This is a genomic window from Desulfocapsa sulfexigens DSM 10523 (assembly GCF_000341395.1).
Classification (GTDB): domain Bacteria; phylum Desulfobacterota; class Desulfobulbia; order Desulfobulbales; family Desulfocapsaceae; genus Desulfocapsa; species Desulfocapsa sulfexigens.
This window is the reverse complement of the sequence record NC_020304.1, coordinates 1,884,671-1,906,876: the sequence shown is the minus strand read 5'-3', so window position 1 is coordinate 1,906,876 and position 22,206 is coordinate 1,884,671. Positions and strand designations below refer to the sequence as shown.

Annotated in this window: 18 protein-coding genes; 5 read left to right on the top strand and 13 right to left on the bottom strand. The window is 45.6% G+C overall.

Annotated elements, in window-relative coordinates; genetic code table 11:
- Position 1: 1 nt before the first annotated feature.
- From atpH to acs, 10 genes are all read right to left on the bottom strand, one after another.
- Entirely contained in the window at positions 2-547 is a 546-nt protein-coding gene (gene atpH, locus UWK_RS08470) for an ATP synthase F1 subunit delta (RefSeq protein ID WP_015403953.1), read from the bottom strand.
- The gene (locus tag UWK_RS08465; protein WP_167320735.1) at positions 544-1,293 is read right to left on the bottom strand and encodes a F0F1 ATP synthase subunit B family protein; all 750 of its coding nucleotides are present in this window, start codon (positions 1,291-1,293) and stop codon (positions 544-546) included. Before UWK_RS08465 ends, atpH begins: the two co-directional genes overlap by 4 nt.
- 11 nt (positions 1,294-1,304) lie before the next feature.
- Complete coding sequence (locus tag UWK_RS08460; RefSeq protein WP_015403951.1) at positions 1,305-1,730, bottom strand: ATP synthase F0 subunit B; 426 nt, start codon at positions 1,728-1,730, stop codon at positions 1,305-1,307.
- Between the two features lie 439 nt (positions 1,731-2,169).
- The gene (gene alaS / locus UWK_RS08455; RefSeq protein WP_015403950.1) at positions 2,170-4,818 is read right to left on the bottom strand and encodes an alanine--tRNA ligase; all 2,649 of its coding nucleotides are present in this window, start codon (positions 4,816-4,818) and stop codon (positions 2,170-2,172) included.
- 56 nt (positions 4,819-4,874) lie between these two features.
- Entirely contained in the window at positions 4,875-5,420 is a 546-nt protein-coding gene (locus UWK_RS08450) for an isochorismatase family protein (protein ID WP_015403949.1), read from the bottom strand.
- A gap of 124 nt (positions 5,421-5,544) precedes the next feature.
- Positions 5,545-7,323, bottom strand: coding sequence for a sodium:solute symporter family protein (locus UWK_RS08445; protein WP_015403948.1), 1,779 nt, complete (start codon positions 7,321-7,323; stop codon positions 5,545-5,547).
- Positions 7,324-7,337: 14 nt separating this feature from the next.
- Complete coding sequence (locus UWK_RS08440) at positions 7,338-7,592, bottom strand: DUF4212 domain-containing protein (protein WP_015403947.1); 255 nt, start codon at positions 7,590-7,592, stop codon at positions 7,338-7,340.
- 162 nt (positions 7,593-7,754) lie between these two features.
- The gene (locus UWK_RS08435; RefSeq protein WP_015403946.1) at positions 7,755-8,468 is read right to left on the bottom strand and encodes a 3'-5' exonuclease; all 714 of its coding nucleotides are present in this window, start codon (positions 8,466-8,468) and stop codon (positions 7,755-7,757) included.
- Between the two features lie 2 nt (positions 8,469-8,470).
- A complete protein-coding gene (locus UWK_RS08430; RefSeq protein ID WP_015403945.1) occupies positions 8,471-10,399 on the bottom strand; it encodes a DUF294 nucleotidyltransferase-like domain-containing protein in 1,929 nt (642 codons plus the stop codon).
- 142 nt (positions 10,400-10,541) lie between these two features.
- Positions 10,542-12,533 carry an acetate--CoA ligase gene (gene acs / locus UWK_RS08425; RefSeq protein ID WP_015403944.1) on the bottom strand — a complete coding sequence of 664 codons (1,992 nt, stop codon included), beginning with the start codon at positions 12,531-12,533 and terminating at the stop codon, positions 10,542-10,544.
- A gap of 398 nt (positions 12,534-12,931) precedes the next feature.
- On the opposite strand from acs, the gene UWK_RS08420 reads away from it, so the two are divergent.
- The 5 genes from UWK_RS08420 to UWK_RS08400 all read left to right on the top strand — a co-directional run bounded on the left by UWK_RS08420 (position 12,932) and on the right by UWK_RS08400 (position 16,355).
- Positions 12,932-13,411, top strand: coding sequence for a hypothetical protein (locus UWK_RS08420; protein ID WP_015403943.1), 480 nt, complete (start codon positions 12,932-12,934; stop codon positions 13,409-13,411).
- Between the two features lie 29 nt (positions 13,412-13,440).
- The gene (locus tag UWK_RS08415) at positions 13,441-13,731 is read left to right on the top strand and encodes an ArsR/SmtB family transcription factor (RefSeq protein WP_015403942.1); all 291 of its coding nucleotides are present in this window, start codon (positions 13,441-13,443) and stop codon (positions 13,729-13,731) included.
- Between the two features lie 291 nt (positions 13,732-14,022).
- The gene (locus UWK_RS18425; RefSeq protein ID WP_015403941.1) at positions 14,023-14,871 is read left to right on the top strand and encodes a hypothetical protein; all 849 of its coding nucleotides are present in this window, start codon (positions 14,023-14,025) and stop codon (positions 14,869-14,871) included.
- On the top strand, positions 14,810-16,039 hold the full coding sequence (locus UWK_RS08405) for a D-alanyl-D-alanine carboxypeptidase family protein (protein WP_167320734.1): 1,230 nt from the start codon (positions 14,810-14,812) through the stop codon (positions 16,037-16,039). Before UWK_RS18425 ends, UWK_RS08405 begins: the two co-directional genes overlap by 62 nt.
- A gap of 94 nt (positions 16,040-16,133) precedes the next feature.
- Positions 16,134-16,355, top strand: a complete 222-nt coding sequence (locus UWK_RS08400) for a YgaP-like transmembrane domain (protein WP_015403939.1) — start codon at positions 16,134-16,136, stop codon at positions 16,353-16,355.
- 112 nt (positions 16,356-16,467) lie between these two features.
- Here UWK_RS08400 and UWK_RS08395 read toward each other — a convergent pair whose 3' ends face one another.
- From UWK_RS08395 to gap, 3 genes are all read right to left on the bottom strand, one after another.
- Positions 16,468-16,695, bottom strand: coding sequence for a hypothetical protein (locus tag UWK_RS08395; RefSeq protein ID WP_015403938.1), 228 nt, complete (start codon positions 16,693-16,695; stop codon positions 16,468-16,470).
- A 34-nt stretch (positions 16,696-16,729) separates the two neighbouring features.
- Positions 16,730-21,001 (bottom strand): PEP/pyruvate-binding domain-containing protein, encoded by a 4,272-nt coding sequence (locus tag UWK_RS08390; RefSeq protein WP_015403937.1) that lies wholly within the window; start codon positions 20,999-21,001, stop codon positions 16,730-16,732.
- A gap of 176 nt (positions 21,002-21,177) precedes the next feature.
- Positions 21,178-22,182 (bottom strand): type I glyceraldehyde-3-phosphate dehydrogenase, encoded by a 1,005-nt coding sequence (gene gap, locus UWK_RS08385; RefSeq protein ID WP_015403936.1) that lies wholly within the window; start codon positions 22,180-22,182, stop codon positions 21,178-21,180.
- Positions 22,183-22,206: the final 24 nt, after the last annotated feature.

Here is a 22,206-nt window from a genome sequence, read left to right as displayed (position 1 = left end):
GCTACTCTCTCCCCTTAATGGAATCTTTTAAACTCGCAAGTTGTGTTCTGATACTTCCGTCTAATTCAAGATCACCAACCTTGGCAACAACGCCACCAATGATTGAAGGATCCACACTGGTAGTCAGTTTCACTGTCTTGCCAGTAAGCTTTTCTAATGTTGCCTGCACTTTGGCCTGCAATTCTTCACTCAGTTCTACTGCTGAGACGACGCTGCCATGACTGACATTTTTTTCTTCATCAACCATGATCTGGAATTCTTCTGCAATATCAGGAAGAACGCCAGCACGTTTTTTCTCGACCAGCAGGTTGAGAAAATTGCCCATAACTTTATCAACACCCATGGAAGCAACAATTCCTTCCATTACCTTTTCGCGTACATCCATCGGGTAGAGGGGGTTGGTAAGAGAGTCCGCCAGACTGCTGTCCGTGGCAAACACTCCATTAAGGCCCTGAAGAGCATCGTTATACTCATCAAACTTTTCGTTTTCCTTACAGACTGCGAAAAGTGCCTTTGCATATCGTCTTGCTAAGATAACCTGTTTCACTGGACGGCCCCTACTTTATCTAAGTAATCTTCGATAATCTTGACCTGATCATCAGCTGTCAGATTCTTAACGATTAACTCCTCAGCCATTATTGCTGCCTGCTCGGTAACGCTCACCTTAAGGCTACGTTTAGCCGCAGTAATTTCATTGGCAATTGCCATTTCTGCAGAACGTTTAATATCGGCAGCTGATTTTTCTGCAGCCTCTATAATCCTGACCTTCTCAACCTCGGCCTGGGCAACAGCTTTTTCAACGATAGAATCGACGTCTTTTTCAACAGATTCAAGCTTTGCGGAAAACTCCTTGTAGGCTTTCTCAGCATCAACTTTCTTCGCTTCAAGATCTTCAATCTCATCTCTAATCTGTTTACGACGAGCACCGAGTCCATTGGCAATTGGCTTAGCACCAAACTTCACCAGGATGATCATCAGCACGATAAAGTTCATCACACGCCAGCCGAGATCTTTGAGCTTTGCAGGCGACAGACTATCAACCGCATGGGCGTTACCATGTCCGGCAGCAGCATCACCATGAAGTGCCGCAGTTTCTGTTGCATGATCTTCAACCACTGCATGCCCGGCAGCAGCCTCACCATGCATCTCAGCAGAGACATGGGCATCCGCCGTGGGCATTCCCTCACCAGTTGCCGCTGTTGTTCCGTGGTCAGACGCCCAGACAATACCTGCAGCCAGGGCAAACCACAGAATCAGCGCAACAAGTGCACCTTTCCCGATTGTTCGCTTCATCTCCCTCATCCTTACAGACTCCTTCCCAAAATTTTTCCTGCCATGGCAGAAGCAAATCCGTCAAGTCCGGCTTCAAGATCTTTTCGAGCAGCCTCAACCTGGGATTTAATATCTGCCAGCTGTTTATCTTTATCAGCATCGGCTTCAGCCTTGATTGCGGCGAGTTTCTCCTCACCGGCGGCTTTTGCCCCGGCGCGCGCATTATCAAGTGCAGCCTTGGCCCTGCTAGAGGCCTTGTGCATTTTTTTGTCTACTTCTTCCTGACGTCTGCGGGCGTTATCTTCGTACTTAGTTACATCATCACGCATGCCTTGTAACTTGACTTTTCTTTCCTTCAAAATCTTCAGTACCGGCTTATAGATGACTCCATTGAGGAGAAACATCAGAACGATAGCATTTACGATCTGAAGAAACAGGGTAATATCCATTGAAACCATTTTCTCTGCTCCTGATTAGCTAAGATAACTCAAAAAAATCGCCCAAAATGAATGGTGATTCACAACACGAAAAACGGTTCTACCGCATATACATTACGCTGTCAACTTTTTTTAGGAGAGTCAAGGGCTTGAATTTCTTATTTTGAAACAAACGGTTTTGAACAATAGCTCGATTTATTTTACTATTTCCTATAATTAGAATCCTTCGAACGCTTGGAAAAGCACTTATTGGATTTAATAACTAAATTTTTGTGGTAATGGCTTACAGTTTTTTTCACTTTACAACCCAAAAACAGGTTACGCTCCAGCCACCATTTCACGCAAGACAGATATCTCCGGCGCTCTACCCACCACACAAAACTGCTATATAAACTAAAGGTTACTGCAGTGATCTTTTCCTTAAATTAAGGCCTCTTTCTTTTAAACGCCTTATCACTGATCATTTGACCAAGAGCTCACGGACATGTTCGTGCACAGAAGCGATTGCCTCCTTCATTTTATCTGGCATGGTGCCACCAGCCTGTGCCATGTCTGGCCTGCCACCACCCTTACCACCAACAATTACTGCAACCCTGTTAACAAGTTCACCAGCCTTTATTTTCTTTGTAAGATCTTTTGATACAAGTGCAAGCAACGCAGCCTTACCATTAATTTCACCGCCAAGCACTGCCACACCAGTCCCCAGGGCATCGCGCACTCTATCCCCCACTTCACGTAAGGTTTTCGGACTATCCAATGGAATGACAGCTGCAATAACTTTGACCCCTTCTATCTCTGCTGCAGATTCCATGAGATCAACAAGATCGGTGGTTGCAAGCTGGGTGGACAAGTCAGCAACCTGCCTTTCGAGGGACTTATTGCTACGAACCAGAGTTTCAACTCGATCAACAATATTGTCTGGCTGAACGTTCAACATTTCGCACACATCATGCTCCCGTCTTGCCTGGGAAAGCACTCTCTCCAGAGCAGCTCTTCCTGTTACGGCCTCAATCCTTCGCACTCCTGCCGCAATGCCACTTTCTGATACAATTTGAAAAAGACCTATGTCTCCTGTTGCCGCAACATGAGTTCCGCCACAGAGCTCTTTAGAAAAATCTCCAAGACTCACAACTCTGACACTGTCCCCATATTTCTCACCAAAAAGGGCCGTTGCTCCCTGCTCAATTGCCTGGTTACGCTCAAGTACAGCTGTGTCGGTAATGATATTCTCTCTAATTTTCTCATTTACCCTTCTCTCAACAGTCTCTTTTTCATCGGCTGACAGCTGTGAGAAATGTGTAAAATCAAAGCGAAGACGATCATGTGTCACCTGTGAACCTGCCTGTTTAATATGATCCCCAAGGAGTTCTTTCAAGGCCGCCTGAAGTAAATGGGTTGCTGTGTGATTTGAAGCGGTGTCATTACGCTTGGCTGTTTCAACTTCGAGCTGAACAGTTACCCCTGTAGCCAGTATGCCCCTAGTGATCTTTATCCTGTGCAGGATAATCCCTTCGCCTTCGGTCAGCGTTCCGTACACATCGGCCTCACCACCATCCCAGGACACAGTTCCTTTATCCCCTGCCTGACCACCTGCTTCGGCATAGAAAGGAGTAGCACTCACAAACAGCTGTCCCACTGTTCCAGCTGGCAACTCTTCACATACCTCCCCTTCGTGATCGAGTAGTCCAAAAACCACCGCTTGAGAGCTAAGCCCTACGTAGCCAACAAACTCGCTTCTGTTTCCACTTTCAATAAGTTGTTTCAGGCCTTTGCCAAGAATGCGTACATTCTCACCCTTGCGTGATGCACGGGATTGATTTCTCTGTTTTTCCATGGCGGCAGCAAAACCGTCATGATCAAACTCCACCCCCCGTTCCAGTGAGATATCGCGTACAATATCAACAGGGAAGCCAAAGGTGTCATAGAGTTTAAAGACAAATTCACCATTTATCAGCTTATCATTAAGCTTAGCAAGTCGCTTTATCTCTTCATCAAGCATGGAGAGACCATGCTCCAGGGTTTCTCCAAAACGCAGTTCCTCATTATTAACAACCTTAGCCAGAAGGTCCGCACAATCCTTCAAGTGAGGGTGAGCCTCTTTCATGGTGTTTGTCACCTCAGCCGTCACTGCTTCAAGAAAGGGTTTAGTCAACCCAAGGTTACGACCATATCTGATGGCACGGCGCATAACCCGGCGCAACACGTAGCCGCGTCCTTCGTTAGAGGGAAGAACACCGTCGGCAACCAGAAAAGTGGTAGCACGGGCGTGGTCAGAAATGACCCGCATGGCAGTAGTATCATCCTGATTGGCCAGATACTTACAGCCAGACAACCCTTCAAGTTTTTGAATGACTGGCTGAAAAAGGTCCGTATCGTAATTGTTAAATTTCCCCTGTAGAACCGCTGCTACTCGTTCAAGACCCATTCCCGTGTCAATGCTGGGTTTTGGCAGAGGCGTCATTGTTCCGTCCTCTGAACGATTAAACTGCATAAAAACGAGATTCCACAGTTCAAGGAAGCGATCACAATCACAGCCGACCGCACAATCAGGGCGATCACAGCCTGCCTCTCTGCCCTGATCAATATGAATTTCGGAGCAGGGACCACAGGGTCCAGTGTCTCCCATGGCCCAGAAGTTGTCTTTTTCCCCCAGACGAACAATACGCCCCTTGGGAAGATCTTCTATCTTCTCCCAGAGTTCAAATGCTTCATCGTCATCCTCAAAAACAGAAACCCACATTTGCTCAGCAGGAAGTTTAAGCTCTTGAATAAGGAACTCCCAGGCAAACCTGATGGCATCCTCTTTAAAATAGTCACCAAAAGAAAAGTTACCGAGCATTTCAAAAAACGTATGATGTCGGGCTGTATAGCCAACATTTTCGAGATCGTTGTGTTTGCCACCGGCACGCACACATCGCTGACTTGTCACAGCACGAGTATAATCGCGTTTATCTTCGCCCATAAACACCGTTTTAAACTGTACCATTCCGGCATTTACAAAGAGGAGTGTAGGATCATCATGTGGAACAAGGGAGGAACTTTCAACCCTGGTATGATCATGTTTCTCAAAATACTCAATAAAACGTCTGCGGATTTCTTTTCCTTTCATGACTTTTTCTTTATTAATAGGTTTGGGATTATAAATTTTTTGGTTTATGTATGGTGTTAAATGATATGTGGCAGAACTTCTTTAAATTGAGCGCTTCCCGCCTTGGCCAGTAATTCATACAGTATCATTTCAGCTGGGCCTATGGCAGCTCCGGTATCACGCAAGCGTGCCAACCCCAGGAGATGGTTTTTTTCTAAACGTGAAGACACTCCATCCGCTACTATCCAGGACGAAAACCCGAGTTCCTGTAGACCAAGTGCCGTTTGATAGACACAGATATGCGTTTCTACACCTACCAGTATTGCAGTATCCACTGTAGCGGGTAGAGCACTTACCAGCTCCTTGGTTTCTGCATTAGCAAGCGCGTTAAATTCAATTTTATCAGGCCTAGGAACTTCATCCATTAACTCTTCAAGACCTGTAACATAAGCCCCCAAGCCTTTTTTGTACTGGGTGTTGGCTATCACAGGCAAACCAATGATCCTTGCGCAGTTTACCATTTTGATAATGGTCTCGGTCACTCTGGATGCCTCATGGATATGAGCCATTAAGCGTTCCTGAGGATCAATTATATGAAGGTAGCAACTTTCTGATTGTAACATTATCCAACCCTCGACGTTTTTCTTACAACAACTCTTCTTTCCATAAACCAAAAAAAAGCATCCGTAAAGATTACGGATGCTTTTTTTCTCTGCCAACAGGCAGATATACTAGCTTTTCCTACTATTAATGATCGACTGCTGCCTTAGCTCCCATTGGAACACGAATGTCCTCAACAAGATGCTGAATGTGCTCTGGTGGAGGAGCAGTTAAACTGGAAGCAGTAAGAGCAACAGCAAAGTTGATCACCGCACCCACGGCACCAAAGGAACCAGGGGATATCCCCATGAACCAGTTAGCAGCTACGTCTTTGGCCATTTCTGTACCGGGAATAAAGAACCATCCCTTAAACCAGAAAATATAAACAAGGGTAGTTCCAAGACCAGCAAGCATACCAAGTACAGCACCAACATTATTAACACGTTTTGCGAAAATTCCCATCATGAGTGCTGGAAATATTGAGGATGCAGCAAGACCAAAGGCCAGGGCAACAACCTGGGCCGCAAATCCTGGAGGATTCAGTCCAAGATACCCAGCCACAGCAATAGCACCAGCCATTGCGATACGACCAGCCATGAGCTCAGTTTTATCATCAATATTCTTTGCAACAATGCCCTTCACGATGTCATGAGAAATCGCTGAAGAGATTGCAAGAAGGAGTCCAGCAGCAGTTGAGAGCGCGGCAGCAATTCCACCGGCAGCAACGAGTGCAATAACCCAGTTTGGAAGCCCTGCAATCTCTGGATTGGCAAGAACCATGATATCACGGTCAACTTTGATCATCTCGTTTTCGACAACTTTACCGTTTGCATCGGTACCTGTGTAATTCTTACCAACATACTGAATACGTCCGTCACCGTTTTTGTCTTCAAATTTCAACAGACCGGTTTTTTCCCAGTTTGTAAACCAGGAAGGAAGTGCATCAATTTTCAGATTCTGGGTAGTATCGGGGGCGATGGAATCTGCCTGAATGGTATTCACCAGATTCAAACGAGCCATGGCACCAACACTGGGAGCAGTGGTGTAGAGGATCGCGATGAAAACCAGAGCCCAGCCAGCTGAAGAACGTGCGTCTTTTACCTTAGGTACAGTAAAGAAACGGGTAATAACATGGGGAAGGCCCGCAGTACCAATCATCAGCGACATGGTCAGAAGAAAGATATTGATCGTACTCCCCTTCTGCGTCGTATAGGCATCAAACCCCAGATCCACCAATGTCTTATCCATCTTATCCAGGAGGAAGACTCCTGAACCATCCGCCATTACCGAGCCCAAACCAAGCTGAGGAATGGCATTCCCGGTGAGCTGCAGGGAAATAAAGATAGCTGGTACGGTATAAGCAAAGATCAAAACACAGTACTGAGCTATCTGGGTATAGGTAACACCTTTCATTCCACCAAGAACAGCGTAGATGAATACGATTCCCATACCAAGAAAGAGACCATAGTTAAACGGAATTTCGAGAAACCGGGAAAAGGCAACACCAATACCCTTCATTTGGCCGATAACATAGGTAAGAGAAGCTACTATCAGACAGATAACGGCCACAACACGGGCAGTCTGAGAGTAGAACCTGTCACCAATAAACTCGGGCACAGTGAATTTTCCATACTTTCGCAGATACGGGGCGAGGAGCATGGCCAAAAGACAGTAACCACCAGTCCAACCCATAAGATACACGGAAGCATCATAGCCACTGAAGGCAATGAGACCAGCCATGGAAATAAACGAGGCAGCAGACATCCAGTCAGCGCCTGTGGCCATACCATTCAGAACCGGATGCACACCCTTACCGGCAACATAAAACTCTCCGGTGGTGGCAGCACGAGCCTTGATGGCAATAAAAATATAGAGAGCAAAAGTTGCCCCTACAACAGCATACGTCCACATTTGTAGATTTGTCATTCTCTCATCTCTCCCTAAGCTTCACTGACGTGGAATTTTTTATCAAGCTGATTCATACGCCAGGCGTAAAAAAAGATCAGAACCATGAAGGTATAAATAGAACCTTGCTGGGCAAACCAGAAGCCAAGTGGATATCCACCTAAAATCCTGATGGCATTCAGCTGGTGCACAAACAGAATACCCGCACCAAATGAAACCGCAAACCAGACGATCAGACATCCGATAACTAACCGGATATTCGCCTGCCAATACTTCTGAGCATCATTCATAACTCTCTTTCCTCCTTATTGGAATTGTAATGAACCTTTCTCCTCACAAAACGACGCCTTATACCATATCCCCCCGATCGCTGTCAATGATGGACTGACAAAGGGCCTAAGGCTTTTCCCTACAGGAAACACAACTAAAATCTATTCACAACACATTGTTATCTAATATCGGAAACTTCCCACCCTACCGGACTGAAAAATATCCTTTAGGGTCACGAGTCCACCTTTGCGAAATTTCTTTATCAAATAGAGAAAAAGGTAGGCGGTCTGCAGAGCATCCTCTAAGGCATCATGGGGTTTAAACTGAGGGAGATTATACTCCCTGCCAAGATCGTCGAGACTGTAACTTATCTCACGCGGATTATGTTCATGGTAGTGGCCGAGCTGTACCCGTTTATACCCCTGAGCCATACGCATAGTATCCACACCTGGATTGGACAGTGTTCCGCCCATGACTCGAGCTGTTGCCTTATTCAGAAAATGCATATCCAGAGGAAGGTGATGACCAACGAGCAGACTCCCTTGGATATATTCAACAAATCTTGGCAGTACGACATCAATCGGTTCAGCTGCCTCAAGTTGCTGCGGTGTTATGCGATGCACCAGTGTTGCCTGTGTGGGATCCATGTTTTCAGGTTTTATAAAGTTATGAAACATGGATGAAAGATCAATCTGCAGATCCCTGATCGTAACAGCACCAATGGAAATCAGCTCATCTTTCTTTTTATTCAATCCTGTGAGTTCCGTATCGCACACCACAAAGGTGTACTCACTCAAAGGACGTCCCTGATCAAAACTGGCAAAAAAGTCTTTGTTGGCCCGCAGCTGTGGAGCAGCTCTGGGGAACCAGGTGCCGGGATTCAGCAAATCAAACATTTTCAGGCAACCGGGTACATTTTATCAAGCACGGAGTAAAGCCTTTCAATAATGGTAAAAGCATCCTTCAACATCCGCTTATCAAGATCAGATAACTGTTCAGGATTGATATGATTATCTGGCAGGACACCCTCTTCAATCTGCGACAGCTGATGAATTAAACGCTGCTGCATCTGCAGTTCGTACGCATCATTGGCAGACGACCAGATTTCTCGATTAATGAAATCCGCATCATAGAGAGCTTTGAGGCGGGCAAGGGTATTGGTTTCACTGATACCATTTTTCAGGGCAAGAACACGCGCAAAGTTCACAAATGGAGTCAGTCCCTGTCCTTTAATGTCAAGACGATTCTTGTGTTCCCCATCCTTATTCACAATAAAGTTTTTGAAAAAGGAAAGCGGCACACGTGTGGCCATGCACTGCCGGGCCAGGTGAAAAAGAAATATATCCTTCTCTTTGGCCTTGGCATTGAGATGATTCCGCAGATCCCTTGCCAGGGAAGAATCACCAAAACCTGAACGAAAATCAAAAAAGATAGTGGCATTCAGAAGTTCAGCAGGATCCGGCGCATCTATCCATTTACTGAAATAGTCCTTCCACACAGAGAGCGGCTGACACCATCTGGGGTTGGTGGCCATTATAAAACCTGGACATAGCGGATATCCGCAGTTGACCAGATGGCCAATGGCTTTTTCCGCAAAACCCTTGAAATAGTTTTCGGCCGCAAGCTTCTCCTCATCATTTACAGGATCGGCATAGAGTATGGCATTATCCTGATCTGTTTTAAAGGTCTGCTCCCGTCGGCCTTCACTCCCCATAAGCAGCCAGCAGTAAGGAACGGGTGGCGGCCCCAATTCCTTTTCAAGAAGTGTCAACATACGTTCGAGAATATGATCGTTCAAGATCGCTATCATCTGGGTAATATTGCCGGCCTTGGCCCCCTCTTTAATCAGACCGCGAATAACATCGGGAATCTTCTGAGCCAGAACATACAGGCCACTGATTTGCTGCTGCCCACGTATCTCTTTAAATAAATAATAGGGCGAATGGCCCTGAAGCAACATAATATCATGGGAAGTCACCACGCCAATAACACGACCACCACGCTCCACTGCCAGGTGATGAATGGATGTTGTCATCATTTTCAGCAGGACATCAAAACAAAGCGACTGGGAAAGCACCGTCTGTACTGGCCCCGTCATGATATTTTCCACAGGGAGATTGTAGTCCAGTCCTGCGGCGACCACCTTACTCCGAAGGTCACGATCGGTTATAATACCAACGATATTCTCTTCATCGGCGGGATCATATACAAGAAGACTACCAACACGGTGTTCAGCCATACTGGCCGCTGCCTCCTGAATTGAACTTCCACTGGAAACCTTGCGCAGCGTTTTTACCAGATCACCAACCCGTACCGAAAAAAGATAGAGATCATCACCACTACGATTCGAAACCTTATGGTGGCGAAGCTCATTGTAGGCAGTGGTGACGATCTTTTCAGAAAAACTTTTCAAATAATAATGAGCAAAAGAAGGCTCCTGCTCAACAAGCCTTAGGAAAATCTCCCGGGGCAGCAGAAAACAGAAGGTGTCCTCCACTGTCTCAATGTTCAGGTTTGCAGGAGTTCCACGAATAATTCCCAGTGCACCGATATAGGCGCCAACCCCACGAAAATCCTTAAGGGTCACATCCCCCTGATCATCTTCGATAAAGGCCTTCACGCCACCACGCTGAATAAGGTACAAATGAGTAATATCAGTTTCACCCTGTTTCAGGATACGGGTTCCCTTGGGGTAGAAATCAACACGGCAATGGTGAGCAAGGTCGTTGAGCGTAGCATCATCAAGGCTGTTAAATGGCAGAATACTCCTGAAAAAGGCTATTGCCATTTCAGGCGCTACGTTATGAACATCATCACTTGGTGCCATGGTTTCTCCCGCGACCACTCCTGACAAACAAAAAAGCGGGATTTTCTTCAACAGAAAACCCCGCTTTTCACTTCACATAAAAATCCCCAAATCTGGAAATTCCTTCTTTTGAATTGCAGTACTTATGAAAATAAACAAAGTGTTATTTTTTATCCAATGCTTTCTTACCATTAATCAGATCATCAACAACTGAAGGATCGGCAAGGGTTGAGGTGTCTCCAAAATCCTTAAAGTCATTTGCTGCAATCTTACGCAGGACACGACGCATGATTTTACCACTTCTGGTCTTTGGCAGACCTGGGGCATACTGGATCGCATCCGGGGTAGCAATTGGCCCAATCTCTTTTCGTACATGAGTCCGCAATTCCGCAAGCAACTCAGGAGATTGCTCAACACCGGTGTTTGGAGTAACAAATGCGTAGACGGCTTGTCCCTTAATCGGATGGGGCATGCCAACTACAGCAGCCTCTGCAATCTGTGGATGAGAGACAAGGGCAGACTCAATTTCTGCAGTACCCAAACGATGACCGGAAACATTTACAACATCGTCAAGACGTCCCATGATCCAGAAATAGCCGTCATCATCCTTACGCGCTCCATCTTCAGGATCGTAGGTATCCTTATAACGACTGAAATAGGCTTTTTTGTACCGTGCAGGATCACCAAATACACCACGAAGCATTCCAGGCCAGGGTTTACGAACAACAAGGTGACCACCTTCGTTGGGGCTGGCTTCTCCTCCTTCTTCGGTGTAAATAGCCACATCAATTCCGGGAAGGGGCAGACTTGCTGAACCGGGTTTGGTTGGTGTTGCATAGGGCAGTGGTGAAATCATGATGCCACCGGTCTCTGTCTGCCACCAGGTATCAACGATGGGCAGCTTCTCTTTACCGATATTTACATGGTACCACATCCAGGCTTCTGGATTGATGGGCTCACCAACTGAACCTAGGATACGGAGGCTTGAGAGATCATAGCGCTGGGTAGGTCCGTCACCATCACGCATGAGGGCACGAATAACGGTGGGGGCTGTGTAGAAAATATTTACCTGAAATTTTTCAACAATCTTCCAAAAACGATCCGGGCCGGGATAGGTTGGAACGCCTTCAAACATAACGGAAGTAGCACCAAGTCCAAGAGGCCCGTAAAGGATATAGGAATGACCGGTAACCCAGCCGATATCAGCAGTACACCAGTAAACATCATTATCTTTCAAATCAAAGACATACTGACAGGTATGCATGGCGTAAGTAAGATAGCCCCCTGTGGTGTGTACAACCCCCTTTGGCTTACCCGTGGAACCAGAAGTATACAGAATGAAGAGGATATCCTCGGCATCCATGGACTCAGGCTCACAGGTTGAGGCAATATCATCTGCTGTAACCTCATCGTGCCACCAGGTGTCACGTCCTTCTGTCATGGAAACTTCATTGCCGCCACGTTTCACAACAATACAGTTTTTAACGGTATCACATTCGCTCAAGGCCTCATCGGCATTCGGCTTGAGTGGAATGGTTTTTCCGGCACGAATTACCGCATCAGCAGTAACCAGAACCTTGGCTTCACAATCCTGAATACGACTCTGCAGAGCAACCGAAGAAAAACCGGCAAAGACGACGGAGTGCATGGCACCGATTCGGGCACAGGCAAGAAGTGCAATGGACAGCTCGGGAATCATGGGAAGATAGATGGAAACCCGATCTCCCTTTTTCACGCCCTTTTTCTTCAGAACATTTGCAAAACGACACACTTCTGTATGCAGCATCTGATAGGTGTACACCTTAACATCTTCCTCAGGTTCACCCTGCCAGATAATAGCAGCCTTATTACGGCGGCCATTTTCAAGATGACGATCAAGGCAGTTGTAAGATACGTTCATCTTTCCACCCTTAAACCAACTAAACTCAGGTTTGTCGAAATCGGCTTCAAGCACGGTATCCCATTTCTTGTCCCAAGTCACAAGCTCTTCGGCACGTTCTGCCCAGTATCCTTCAGGATCTTCTATGGATCGCTTGTAGATCGCTTTGTATTCTTCAAGGCTTCCAATGGCAGCAGCCTCTCTCCCTTCGACTGGTGGCTCGAAAACTCTTCCTTCGCTTAACAGGCTTGTGATTTTATCGTCAGTTGAACTCATAAAAATAATCTCCGTTTACAGAGCTCACCTAAAAAACAAACTGCAAATTGATAGTTCGTTTCGGGGTGAGTCCTTAGTCGTTTTGCCAAATCAACGAATAGCAGACCAATCAGTAATACTGATAACAAGATACTATTCAGCAACTTAGCTCTCTATTTTCCATCATACAAAATTAAGGTTGTAACATTCCAAGAGGCCCTACCATATTCCATTTTACCAGCCTTCTGTCAAATAAAAAAAAAAATCGCTGGTATCAGTTTTAGTTATGTTAGAATTCATTTTTTTTCTTTTCTTTCTCCGGGAAAACCAGTATTCATAGGCTAACTTTTTCAGAATGTTAGGATTTCTTTAGCAAACACCTGTAATACAATAGGCTTCTCAGCTGATATCACTTCAAAATGCGCCATACTTTAGAAAAACAAATAAAAATTTTACTTCAGCAAGGCCAGAGCAAAGAGGTAATTTACAAGCAACTCGTTACCGACAGTAACAGAAACGAGCTGATAAACCAATTGAACAACCTGCCTCGTGGTGATCGTAAAAAGAAAACATTCGTCATAACCCTGTTTCTGGTTATCCTCCTCACGCTCTTAACCATCAAACAAGCTCTTTTTGTCTATCTTCATGGAAATTCGGCTTTTTCATTGTTACTCGGCTTTATCGCACCAATCATTCATGTTTACATTATTAGAGAGCTACTGCTCAGTCATCGTCTGGCGTACCAGCTACTGCCGTTGCTTTCAATTTTAGCCCTTTTTCGTCAGGAAAACAGGATTGTTCCAGATATGTACATGTATGCATGTATGGCCGTATTATCAGGAGCACTCTACCTGTTTCTCTTTCCGAAGAAAGAACAACTACACTTCCACACACAATAATGCAGTCTTTACTTGACGCGAGGTAATCCATGGAAAACGAACAAATTGATGCCATGTCCAAACTCCTGAAATCCATGTCCCACCCCATACGCTTGAAAATTCTCTGCCTGCTACAGGATAATGAAATGTCCGTTGGTGATATCAGAGAAGAAGTAAAAACAACCAATGCTAATGTTTCCCAACACTTGAACATCCTTCGCAGTCAGGGGATCATCGATTATCGCAAGGATGCTAACTTCATATATAACCGTATTCAGGATCCAAGAATTATTGAATTGATGGGTAAAATGCAGGCGCTGTTCTGTCCTAGTATGAAATAAAAGAGAGAGGCACGGCGAATCGGGAAAGTCTCATCCCTTTCCCTATTCGCCGGATTTCTTTTTTTCAGGACAGGATTTACTGTTATTTCTACCTTTTTTCAAAATAACTCCTGGATCATAGCAGGTTCTTTCCTGCAGACCATTCTTCCTTTGCAGTTTCTTCTAACACTTTCTCACCTGTCAATAATTTTAACATACAAAAACATGGAGTGGCTCTGGTGATAAATCGGTCGTGCCAGACACAGTTATCAAAATACCTCCCTTCTACCCACCTCCAATTTATGACACAACTTGACACTTATTCGAGACAGGCAACAGGTCCTGCACAATTATTTCGCTTCATCCAGTGATGATTACAGAGTAGAATTCAAAAAACGCTATAAGCAAAAGCTTGCGACGGGTGCTGAACGTTCATACTATGCCTACTCTATCAGGATCAAGAAATATAACACGGAAGATGTTAGCAAATGGAATCTTATTTCTGCATCCGCCTCAGCTTTTAACGATTCCACAAAACATCCACCGCAACCAAGCCCTATGAAACATTCAAAGATAAAACTAACATTGGCGATACTTGCCATACTAGCAGTACTGTTTATTCTAATCACATCACGAGACACGAGCACAGAATCCGTATCTTCTTTGCAGGCCGATGTCGACACTCTGGAACGCCATCTGGAATTAATACTCCAGGAGAAGTTACTCCTTGCCAAAAATAATCCTAATGCCAGCCTTACAAAATTTGTAAGCGATGGCTGCAGCGGTGGGCTGAGCGTCGGCTGGGAATACTTGGCAGACAGGGTACCTGGTTTCGAGAAGACCCACGGAAACACCCCCCCCTGGCAGGTATGTTGCGAAATCCACGATCTGGCATATCACACAGGTGGAGCAAAAACAGACACGGCTGTATTAAGCTTTGAGGCACGGAGAAAGGCAGATCTTGATTTAAAAGCCTGCGTTATTGAAACGGGCGACAAACGCAGCGCAGCTCTGACAAAAGCGTATACTATTTCCGAAACAGAACTGAAACAAATCTATGCAGGTATTGCCAACATAATGTACGGGGCAGTCCGTATCGGTGGCATGCCATGCACCGATCTTCCCTGGAGGTGGGGATTCGGATGGCCCGAATGCAAGTAATCACATCAATGAAGCATTGATTAAAACTTTTCAAACCCAGTACAGATATCAGATTATCCAAAAACAACCTATTAAAATCATGCAAATAAAAAACTACATCATCCTCAGTACATTTATTTTTGTTCTTACCAGTCAAACATCATGGGCAGGACGTGCTGCGATTAAGACTGTGGCTGCCGAACCCTATGCATCTGCCGTTGTAATTGACGCAGATAATGGTGAGGTTCTTTTTTCCAGGAATGCAGACGTCGCAGTATATCCTGCAAGTACCCTGAAACTGATGGTTCTTCTTGTTATTCTTGATCAGATCGAAGCGGGAACGCTGCAGCTGGACGAGATAGTTCCAGTAACAGTGGAAGCAGCGAAAATGGGTGGTTCACAGGTATATCTTGACTCCAAAGAGCAGTTTCCCCTGGAAGAACTACTCTACGCTCTGATGATTCAATCGGCCAATGATGCAGCAGTTGCCCTGGCCAGCCATGTTGCTGGATCCAAAGAGGCCTTCATTGTTTTAATGAATGAGAAGGCCAGGGAGTTGGGTATGAACAGTACCACATTCCACTCCGTACACGGTTTACCACCGGCAAAAGGCCAGGAGGTTGATGTCACAACGGCAAGAGATTTTGCCACCCTCTGCCAGGCATTAAGTAAACGGTCACAAGTTTTTCAATATACAGGAACAAGAGTGAGAGACTTTCGTGGCGGTGAATTTATCATGCGCACCCACAACCATCTCCTCGAAACGCTTGACGGTTGTGACGGCTTTAAAACGGGGTACTTCACCAAGGCTGGCTTCTCCATCGCTGCCACGGCAAAACGAAATGGAGTTCGTCTTATTGCCGTTGTTATGGGAAGCAAGGATCGAAAAGTTAGAGATGCCCAAGCCACAGCACTCCTCAATAATGCCTTCGCAAAAATTGAACCGAGACCGGAAACAACAACGACTGTTCCAGAACCCGTTGTTCAAGATACCTTGCCACCCTCCACCGGCAAGGCCGACCCTGTACCTACAGAACAGCTTCAGGAAAAAACTGACGCAACGGACGACTCAGGCTGGGGAAAATTCTTTCTAGGAGTGGGGGGTGGTATTCTGCTCTGCGTAGCATTCAATTTCTTCCGGATAAAAAAAAGCAGCACAGGTCAGCGTAGGAGACATAAACTCTCATAACTAAGTTTCCGGGCTGGACAAATATCCAAAGCTATATTATGGTTTCCTTAAATAATATCCATTCTCAGCATAAATTCTTTATGAGGCAAACATTATGATAGTAACTGACTGGATTCACACCATAGCTGGATTTTTCATTCTACTGACAATGGCACTTGGTGTCGACTGTGGCAGTAATCCATTGTTCATGCACAAATACTGGCTGTTTGGAACTGCCTTTGTGGGCCTAAACTTATTTCAGTTTGGATTCACCAAATTCTGCCCATTAGGGCTGATTTTAAAGGCACTTGGCGTGCCTGTATGTCGCCATAAATAAATAACGAAAAAAAACTGCTCCATGTTGCCATAAAACAGAGCATGGAGCAGATCAGATAGAAAGAGGAGTAATATGCAGTTTTTTTTAATACAAAATAAAATCTGCCTTCTGATCAACCCATTTTTGCACCACACGAAAGCTGCCAGCAGCATCCTGTCTGGTTACAGGTTTCTTCTTTTTTAAAACAGGCTGTGTTACCTTCCTTCTCCTGAATCGCCCACACAAGATCAGCAAGCTTCAAACCTTTACCATCAAGCCCAAGTCCGGCGGCCTTCTTTCTGGCATAGGCGGACAATGCTGGCCCCTTCAACAGTGTTGTTGTCTTTGCTTTTTTTGCCATTCCATTCTCCCTATTTTACAAAAATTTAAAAAGCTTAAATTGGCAGGATATGCATTTCCTCACGGGTTTCATGTATTCCGCTCAGCACCTGACCGCTACGACCATCAATAGAAACAGGATCACCAAATTTAATCACAAAATCTCCAATTTCACAATATTTCCCTACTTCATATACTTTTAAATGCTTACAACCAACAATGCAGTTTTTTTCAAGACGAACCGCCACCACCGATGCATGCGAGGTCTGCCCCCCTCTGGATGTAAGTAATCCATCTGCCATGTCGATGACCTTTATGTCTTCCGGCACCGTATCAGATCGAATCAGAATAAGTGGTGTACCAGGGTCGCTCTGCCTGAGTTCCCGAATATTTTCTTCTGTAAACACCGCCCGACCCGAGAGTGCAGAACCGGAAACCCCTATACCTTTACCAAGATACGCCTTCTCCACAGCCACCGCGTCTGCAAAAACCTGGAAGCGCTCCTGCTTTTTAATGGTTATCATGTCGCGGGTCTGCAGGAGAAAAAGCTGACTGGCATCTGGCCCTTCAAAGGTAAACTCAATTTCCTGCGGATTCCAGCGTTTATCATAGACCAGCTCTCGTGAAATGCTCAGTAGTTCCTGATAAATATCAGGATATCGCACTTCAAGCGTCTTATCCACAGCTCTGCCATCGAGTTGAGCCTGCTCCACTGAGATGGGATAACTGGTCACCAATCCCGAGACGATATCTTCACCCTGATCTCCATAGGCATAATCACCCCAGAGCGCCACGCGCTGAACCTTGCGATAGGGATGGGCAGTAAAGAGGACCCCGGAACCCGAGGACTGGCTCTTGTTTCCATACACCATCGCCTGCACAATCACAGCAGTTCCCCATGAGTCAGAAACATCCATTATTTTTCGATAATCCGATGCTTTATCCGTCTCCCAGGAATCGAAAACCATCTCAATTGCCGTTACAAGCTGCAACCATGGGTCATCCGGAATACCCAAACCTTTCCTGCGAACCACCCTCTGATATTCAAGTGCCAACTCCTTCATCTGCTGTGGGGAGAAATCTCCCTTGAGACTAACATTATACTTTTCCTTGGCATCGTTCATAAGTTTCTGAAACTCTTCCCTCGGAACACCCGAGGTCATGGCCCAGGATTGAAGAAAACGCCGGTAGTTGTCCCAGGCCAGATAGGAATCGCCATATTCCCTGGCCGCTTCTTCTATCAACTCCTCATTGGTCCCCACATTATGAACCGTTGCCATCATGCCCGGCATTGACACAGCAGCGCCACTGCGAACCGAGAGTAAAAGTGGATCCCTGGGTGCTGCGAAAACACGTCCTGTCAATCTTTCAAGCTCAGTAAGTGACTCCCGGACACGCTGCATAAAATCATCGCGTGCCTTCTCAAAACCATAAATAACTTCCCGACAGCGAAAAATCTCAGTGGTAATGATAAACGCTGGTGGAACCGGTTTTTTATCATCGTTCAGTACAACGAGATTGTATCCCTTATTCCCCAGATGAATCAGATCGTGCGTATAGGGATTCCTTTTGTGAAGCTCGGATATCGCACGTTCCGGATTATAGGTCATGAGTAGATCGAGACGACGTTCATCAAGAATATCCCTCTGACTCTCCAGAGTCCCAATGATTCTGGTTATAAAATTATCGAGATGCTGGAGACCAAAGGTTGTCGCTATCAGATCCCTTAAAAAAGCCTCCGAAAGGCTATGAATTGAATTTGTCTTATCATCATCATGCCAGAGGGACCTGTATTTTGTGAGCAGATTATTGGCCCCGATTTGCGGGATAACTATGGAAAGATTGTTTTGATGAATATTCGTGTAATAGGAATAGATGACATCCTTAACCCCATCGGAAAGACCACGAAAAATATCAAGATACTGGGTATAGGAAAAACGCCTTATCTTCAACGAACTTTCAAGAAGTGAAATATAGGTTTCCAGCCGTCTTGAGGAGATACCATCCACTCGAAGAGCCCGAAGATAGAGCTTCAAACACTTAACAATACTATAGAATGTCGCTTGGGTAATAATTGACAGGTTCACCGTTTCTGGCAAGCGTTCCAGGAAAATATTAGTAAGATTTTCGAGACGGAAACTTAAGGAGAGACTGTCAAACTTCTTTTCACGATATCTGCCATAAACCGATGGGATATCAACGGCAATATGCCGTTTGTAATAGATATCCTCCCTTGCCTCAAAGGTATCAGGTGAAAGAATTGTTTCTTTCAGTCCCTCGAGAGTCTCGAGCAAGGCTTCCACACACTGAATCGTTCCACAATTCTCTAGTGTAGCGAGCAATTCAGCCGTCTCCGGGAAACCCTCTTGGGCCGCATTTTCAAGCTCAGAACGGAGTTCTTGAAGGCCAAGGTTATATTTCTGATTGAGAAGTTGGTACATCTGGACAAGTAAATCAAAGCGCCGCAGCTCGGCAGGAGGAAGGTCCGTTTGTGACGCCAGGTAGTTCTGTCGTTCTTCCTGTCTCCAGGAGAGAAGGTCATCACTTGCAGAAAAAGCAAGATCCTTTTGAATACGTAATGCCAGGGTGTGCAGATCATCAATGAATTTTCCTTCCAGTGCTATCTCACAGTACACCTCTTCTGGAAGAAAAGGCTGAAGAACTTTTTTCTTTTTGGTCAGCCAGAACACAAAAATTGCCTGAATAAAATCAACAATCAGATTTGAACTCTCCACATGACTCTGCTTACGAAGAAAATGAATCAGCAAATCCCTGCGCTTATGGATCTCGTCAAGCTCGGTGGACACCTCCCTCAGATTTCCCTCTGCACCGATTTCATTAAAAAAAACAGGCATAAGCTTGGTAAATTGTTTGGTGAGATTATATACCGGCTCAATGGGATGATTGAGCAGCTTGGTGATATCGCGCTGAAAAAGGTCTGTATCCTTAACGCAGGTTCCTGAGAGTCTAATATTGATGATAAGTGCAGAAAAGAGAGTACCGCACCATTTGGGTTCCTGCATAATCAGATTCAACCAGACCCTGATATTTGCCAGATGGGCCGGATTGGTTATGGGTTGCCAATCTTCGTCCACCCCCATGACGTTAGCATATTGGAAGCCAAAACGAACCGCCTGCCAGAGAAAGGCCTCAACCATCCGTCCGTTTTTCCGTTGAAAGACCTCCCCGCCAAGTACCTGAATGCACTGGAGGGACGTATGGGGATATTTCCTGACATTTGCCTTCAACAGTTGAAAGGCAGTGAGAAGAAACTCTTCAATCTCCTCAAAGTTCTGGAGCCTGATAAGTTGAACAAGCGATCGATTGATCTCACGCAGAGTCTCTTCATGGATCAGATAGAGTCCCCTGGTATCCATGATCCGAAAAAGAAACAGCAGTTTCTGATTTTCAGCAAATCGATTCAATGGCAGGCCCTGCTCTTTGACCTTCCCAAGTTCCTCTTCATCTGCCTGGGCAAGCCTTGCAGGAATTTCCTTATAGAGGCGAACGATGTCAACGTGTGCCGGCAGGTCCAGGATGGCTCGTAATGCGTCCACAGGCACAGTATGAGTATCGATGCTGGTTACAGCTACTTTATTTTTCTCCATGGCCTTATGGGAGATGGCAGAAAACAATTTTCCTGAATGAAAATCCTCACAGAGATCTCCACAATGACTGAGAAACCACGGAAGCGGATCCTCCTCATGCAGCCAGTAATCATAATTGCGGACAAGGATCGCCCGCATAAGCTCCGCCATGGGATGGTAATCAAACTCAGCCGCCCCTTTATCACTAAAAGCAAGCAAAGAGGTAGCCAGCTTCTTCATGGGATGCTGCCCCTGAACGATATGCATCATAATGGGACTCTCCCCATCATCGAGTTCCAGAAGCTGTTCAAAATAATGATTGAGGGCAGATTGAAAACGATAGAGATCGTCCACCGAAAAAAGGCTCACCATCTTAGCCACCCAGGCGACCTGTGATTCGATGATCTGTGAAAGGAGTTTACTGTTTTTCTCAGAGTCCTTCATCGCGGCAACAAACAGTCCACCAAACAGTGTAAAGGCCTCCGGACCCTTTTCATGACGCACATAGTAGTTACCGTTTTTCAGAACAAAACTCCGTAGCTGCGGTATTAATATGTTCCAGTTTCGGTAGGAATGACAGATTTCATACAGAAGATTTTCAAGAGTATGATGAAGCCCCTTATAACGGCTGACCACATCGAGTAGAAGCTGCAATTCCGGATCGAGCACCACCTCGTCAGCTGTCTCCAAGAGGTTAGCTTTAAGTGCATCCGATTCGATATTATTTGCTATTGGTTTCATTATTTCACTTATCTCTCAAAGAAGTGTTATCAGATGGTTCCAAGTATCAATCATTTTCCCCACGATTTCAAGTATCTTCTGCAATGAAAACAAAAACGCCCTCAAGGATAACTCTCCCTCAGGGCGTCTCAAATATGGTCCATCTTACCAGCGGAACCTTTCTGCTAACTCATTATTTACAGAGCCTTGTTTGCCTCCATATACAAAATCAGATCTAACATCCTGTTCGAGTAGCCCCACTCGTTATCATACCAGCTCAGTATCTTGACGGTGGTACCTATCACTTTAGTAGACTGCCCATCAACTACCGAAGAATGGGGATTCCCCTGATAATCAATGGAAACCAGAGGCAGATCAGAGTATCCAAGATAACGGTTTGCAGCGTCCTTCAACGCCTGATTCACCTCGGGAACAGTTGTTTCCTGCTCCACTTCCATTACCGCGTCAACCAGTGAAACATTGGGAGTCGGCACCCGAACAGCAAGACCGTCAAACTTGCCCTTCAGTTCTGGGATAACAAGTGCCACAGCAGCAGCAGCCCCGGTGCTGGTGGGGATCATCGACATTGCAGCAGCCCGCGCTCGACGCAGATCGGAATGGGGAAAATCGAGAAGCCGCTGATCTCCGGTGTAGGCATGTACGGTTGTCATCAGTCCATGTTTAATACCGAAGTTATCAAGAATAACCTTGGCAAAAGGTGCCAGGCAGTTGGTGGTACAGGAGGCATTGGACACGATATGATGAATGGTGGCATCGTACTCATCCTCATTCACCCCCATGACAAAGGTTTTAATATCTCCCTTGGCTGGAGCCGAAATCACAACCTTACGGGCCCCTGCACTGATATGTTTCTGGGTACTGCCAGCATCCCGAAAAAGTCCCGTACACTCGGCAACATACTCAACGCCAGCTTCTCCCCAGGGGATATCAGCGGGATCACGATGATCGGAAACAGGAATATGTTTTCCGTTAACAGTAATTCCCGTGTCATCACTCGTAACTTCCGGTTCATAGATTCCCATTACCGAATCATACTTCAAAAGATGGGCAAGAGTTGCATTATCCGTCAGATCATTAATCGCCGCAATCTCGATATCTGCAAAAGCAGGATCCTTTGCCAGGGCACGAAAGATGCTCCTTCCAATACGACCAAAACCGTTAATTCCTACCTTAATTGTCATGTGCTGCCTCCGTATATATTAAAA

Bases quoted from the DNA above. Each gene is read 5' to 3' on its own strand.
- UWK_RS08390 (WP_015403937.1), bottom strand. From the start codon at position 21,001: ATGAAACCAATAGCAAATAATATCGAATCGGATGCACTTAAAGCTAAC.
- UWK_RS08465 (WP_167320735.1), bottom strand. From the start codon at position 1,293: ATGAAGCGAACAATCGGGAAAGGTGCACTTGTTGCGCTGATTCTGTGG.
- gap (WP_015403936.1), bottom strand. From the start codon at position 22,182: ATGACAATTAAGGTAGGAATTAACGGTTTTGGTCGTATTGGAAGGAGC.
- UWK_RS08435 (WP_015403946.1), bottom strand. From the start codon at position 8,468: ATGTTTGATTTGCTGAATCCCGGCACCTGGTTCCCCAGAGCTGCTCCA.
- acs (WP_015403944.1), bottom strand. From the start codon at position 12,533: ATGAGTTCAACTGACGATAAAATCACAAGCCTGTTAAGCGAAGGAAGA.
- UWK_RS08445 (WP_015403948.1), bottom strand. From the start codon at position 7,323: ATGACAAATCTACAAATGTGGACGTATGCTGTTGTAGGGGCAACTTTT.
- UWK_RS08415 (WP_015403942.1), top strand. From the start codon at position 13,441: ATGGAAAACGAACAAATTGATGCCATGTCCAAACTCCTGAAATCCATG.
- UWK_RS08395 (WP_015403938.1), bottom strand. From the start codon at position 16,695: ATGGCAAAAAAAGCAAAGACAACAACACTGTTGAAGGGGCCAGCATTG.
- UWK_RS08450 (WP_015403949.1), bottom strand. From the start codon at position 5,420: ATGTTACAATCAGAAAGTTGCTACCTTCATATAATTGATCCTCAGGAA.
- UWK_RS08460 (WP_015403951.1), bottom strand. From the start codon at position 1,730: ATGGTTTCAATGGATATTACCCTGTTTCTTCAGATCGTAAATGCTATC.
- UWK_RS08440 (WP_015403947.1), bottom strand. From the start codon at position 7,592: ATGAATGATGCTCAGAAGTATTGGCAGGCGAATATCCGGTTAGTTATC.
- UWK_RS08420 (WP_015403943.1), top strand. From the start codon at position 12,932: ATGCGCCATACTTTAGAAAAACAAATAAAAATTTTACTTCAGCAAGGC.
- UWK_RS08430 (WP_015403945.1), bottom strand. From the start codon at position 10,399: ATGGCACCAAGTGATGATGTTCATAACGTAGCGCCTGAAATGGCAATA.
- UWK_RS08400 (WP_015403939.1), top strand. From the start codon at position 16,134: ATGATAGTAACTGACTGGATTCACACCATAGCTGGATTTTTCATTCTA.
- alaS (WP_015403950.1), bottom strand. From the start codon at position 4,818: ATGAAAGGAAAAGAAATCCGCAGACGTTTTATTGAGTATTTTGAGAAA.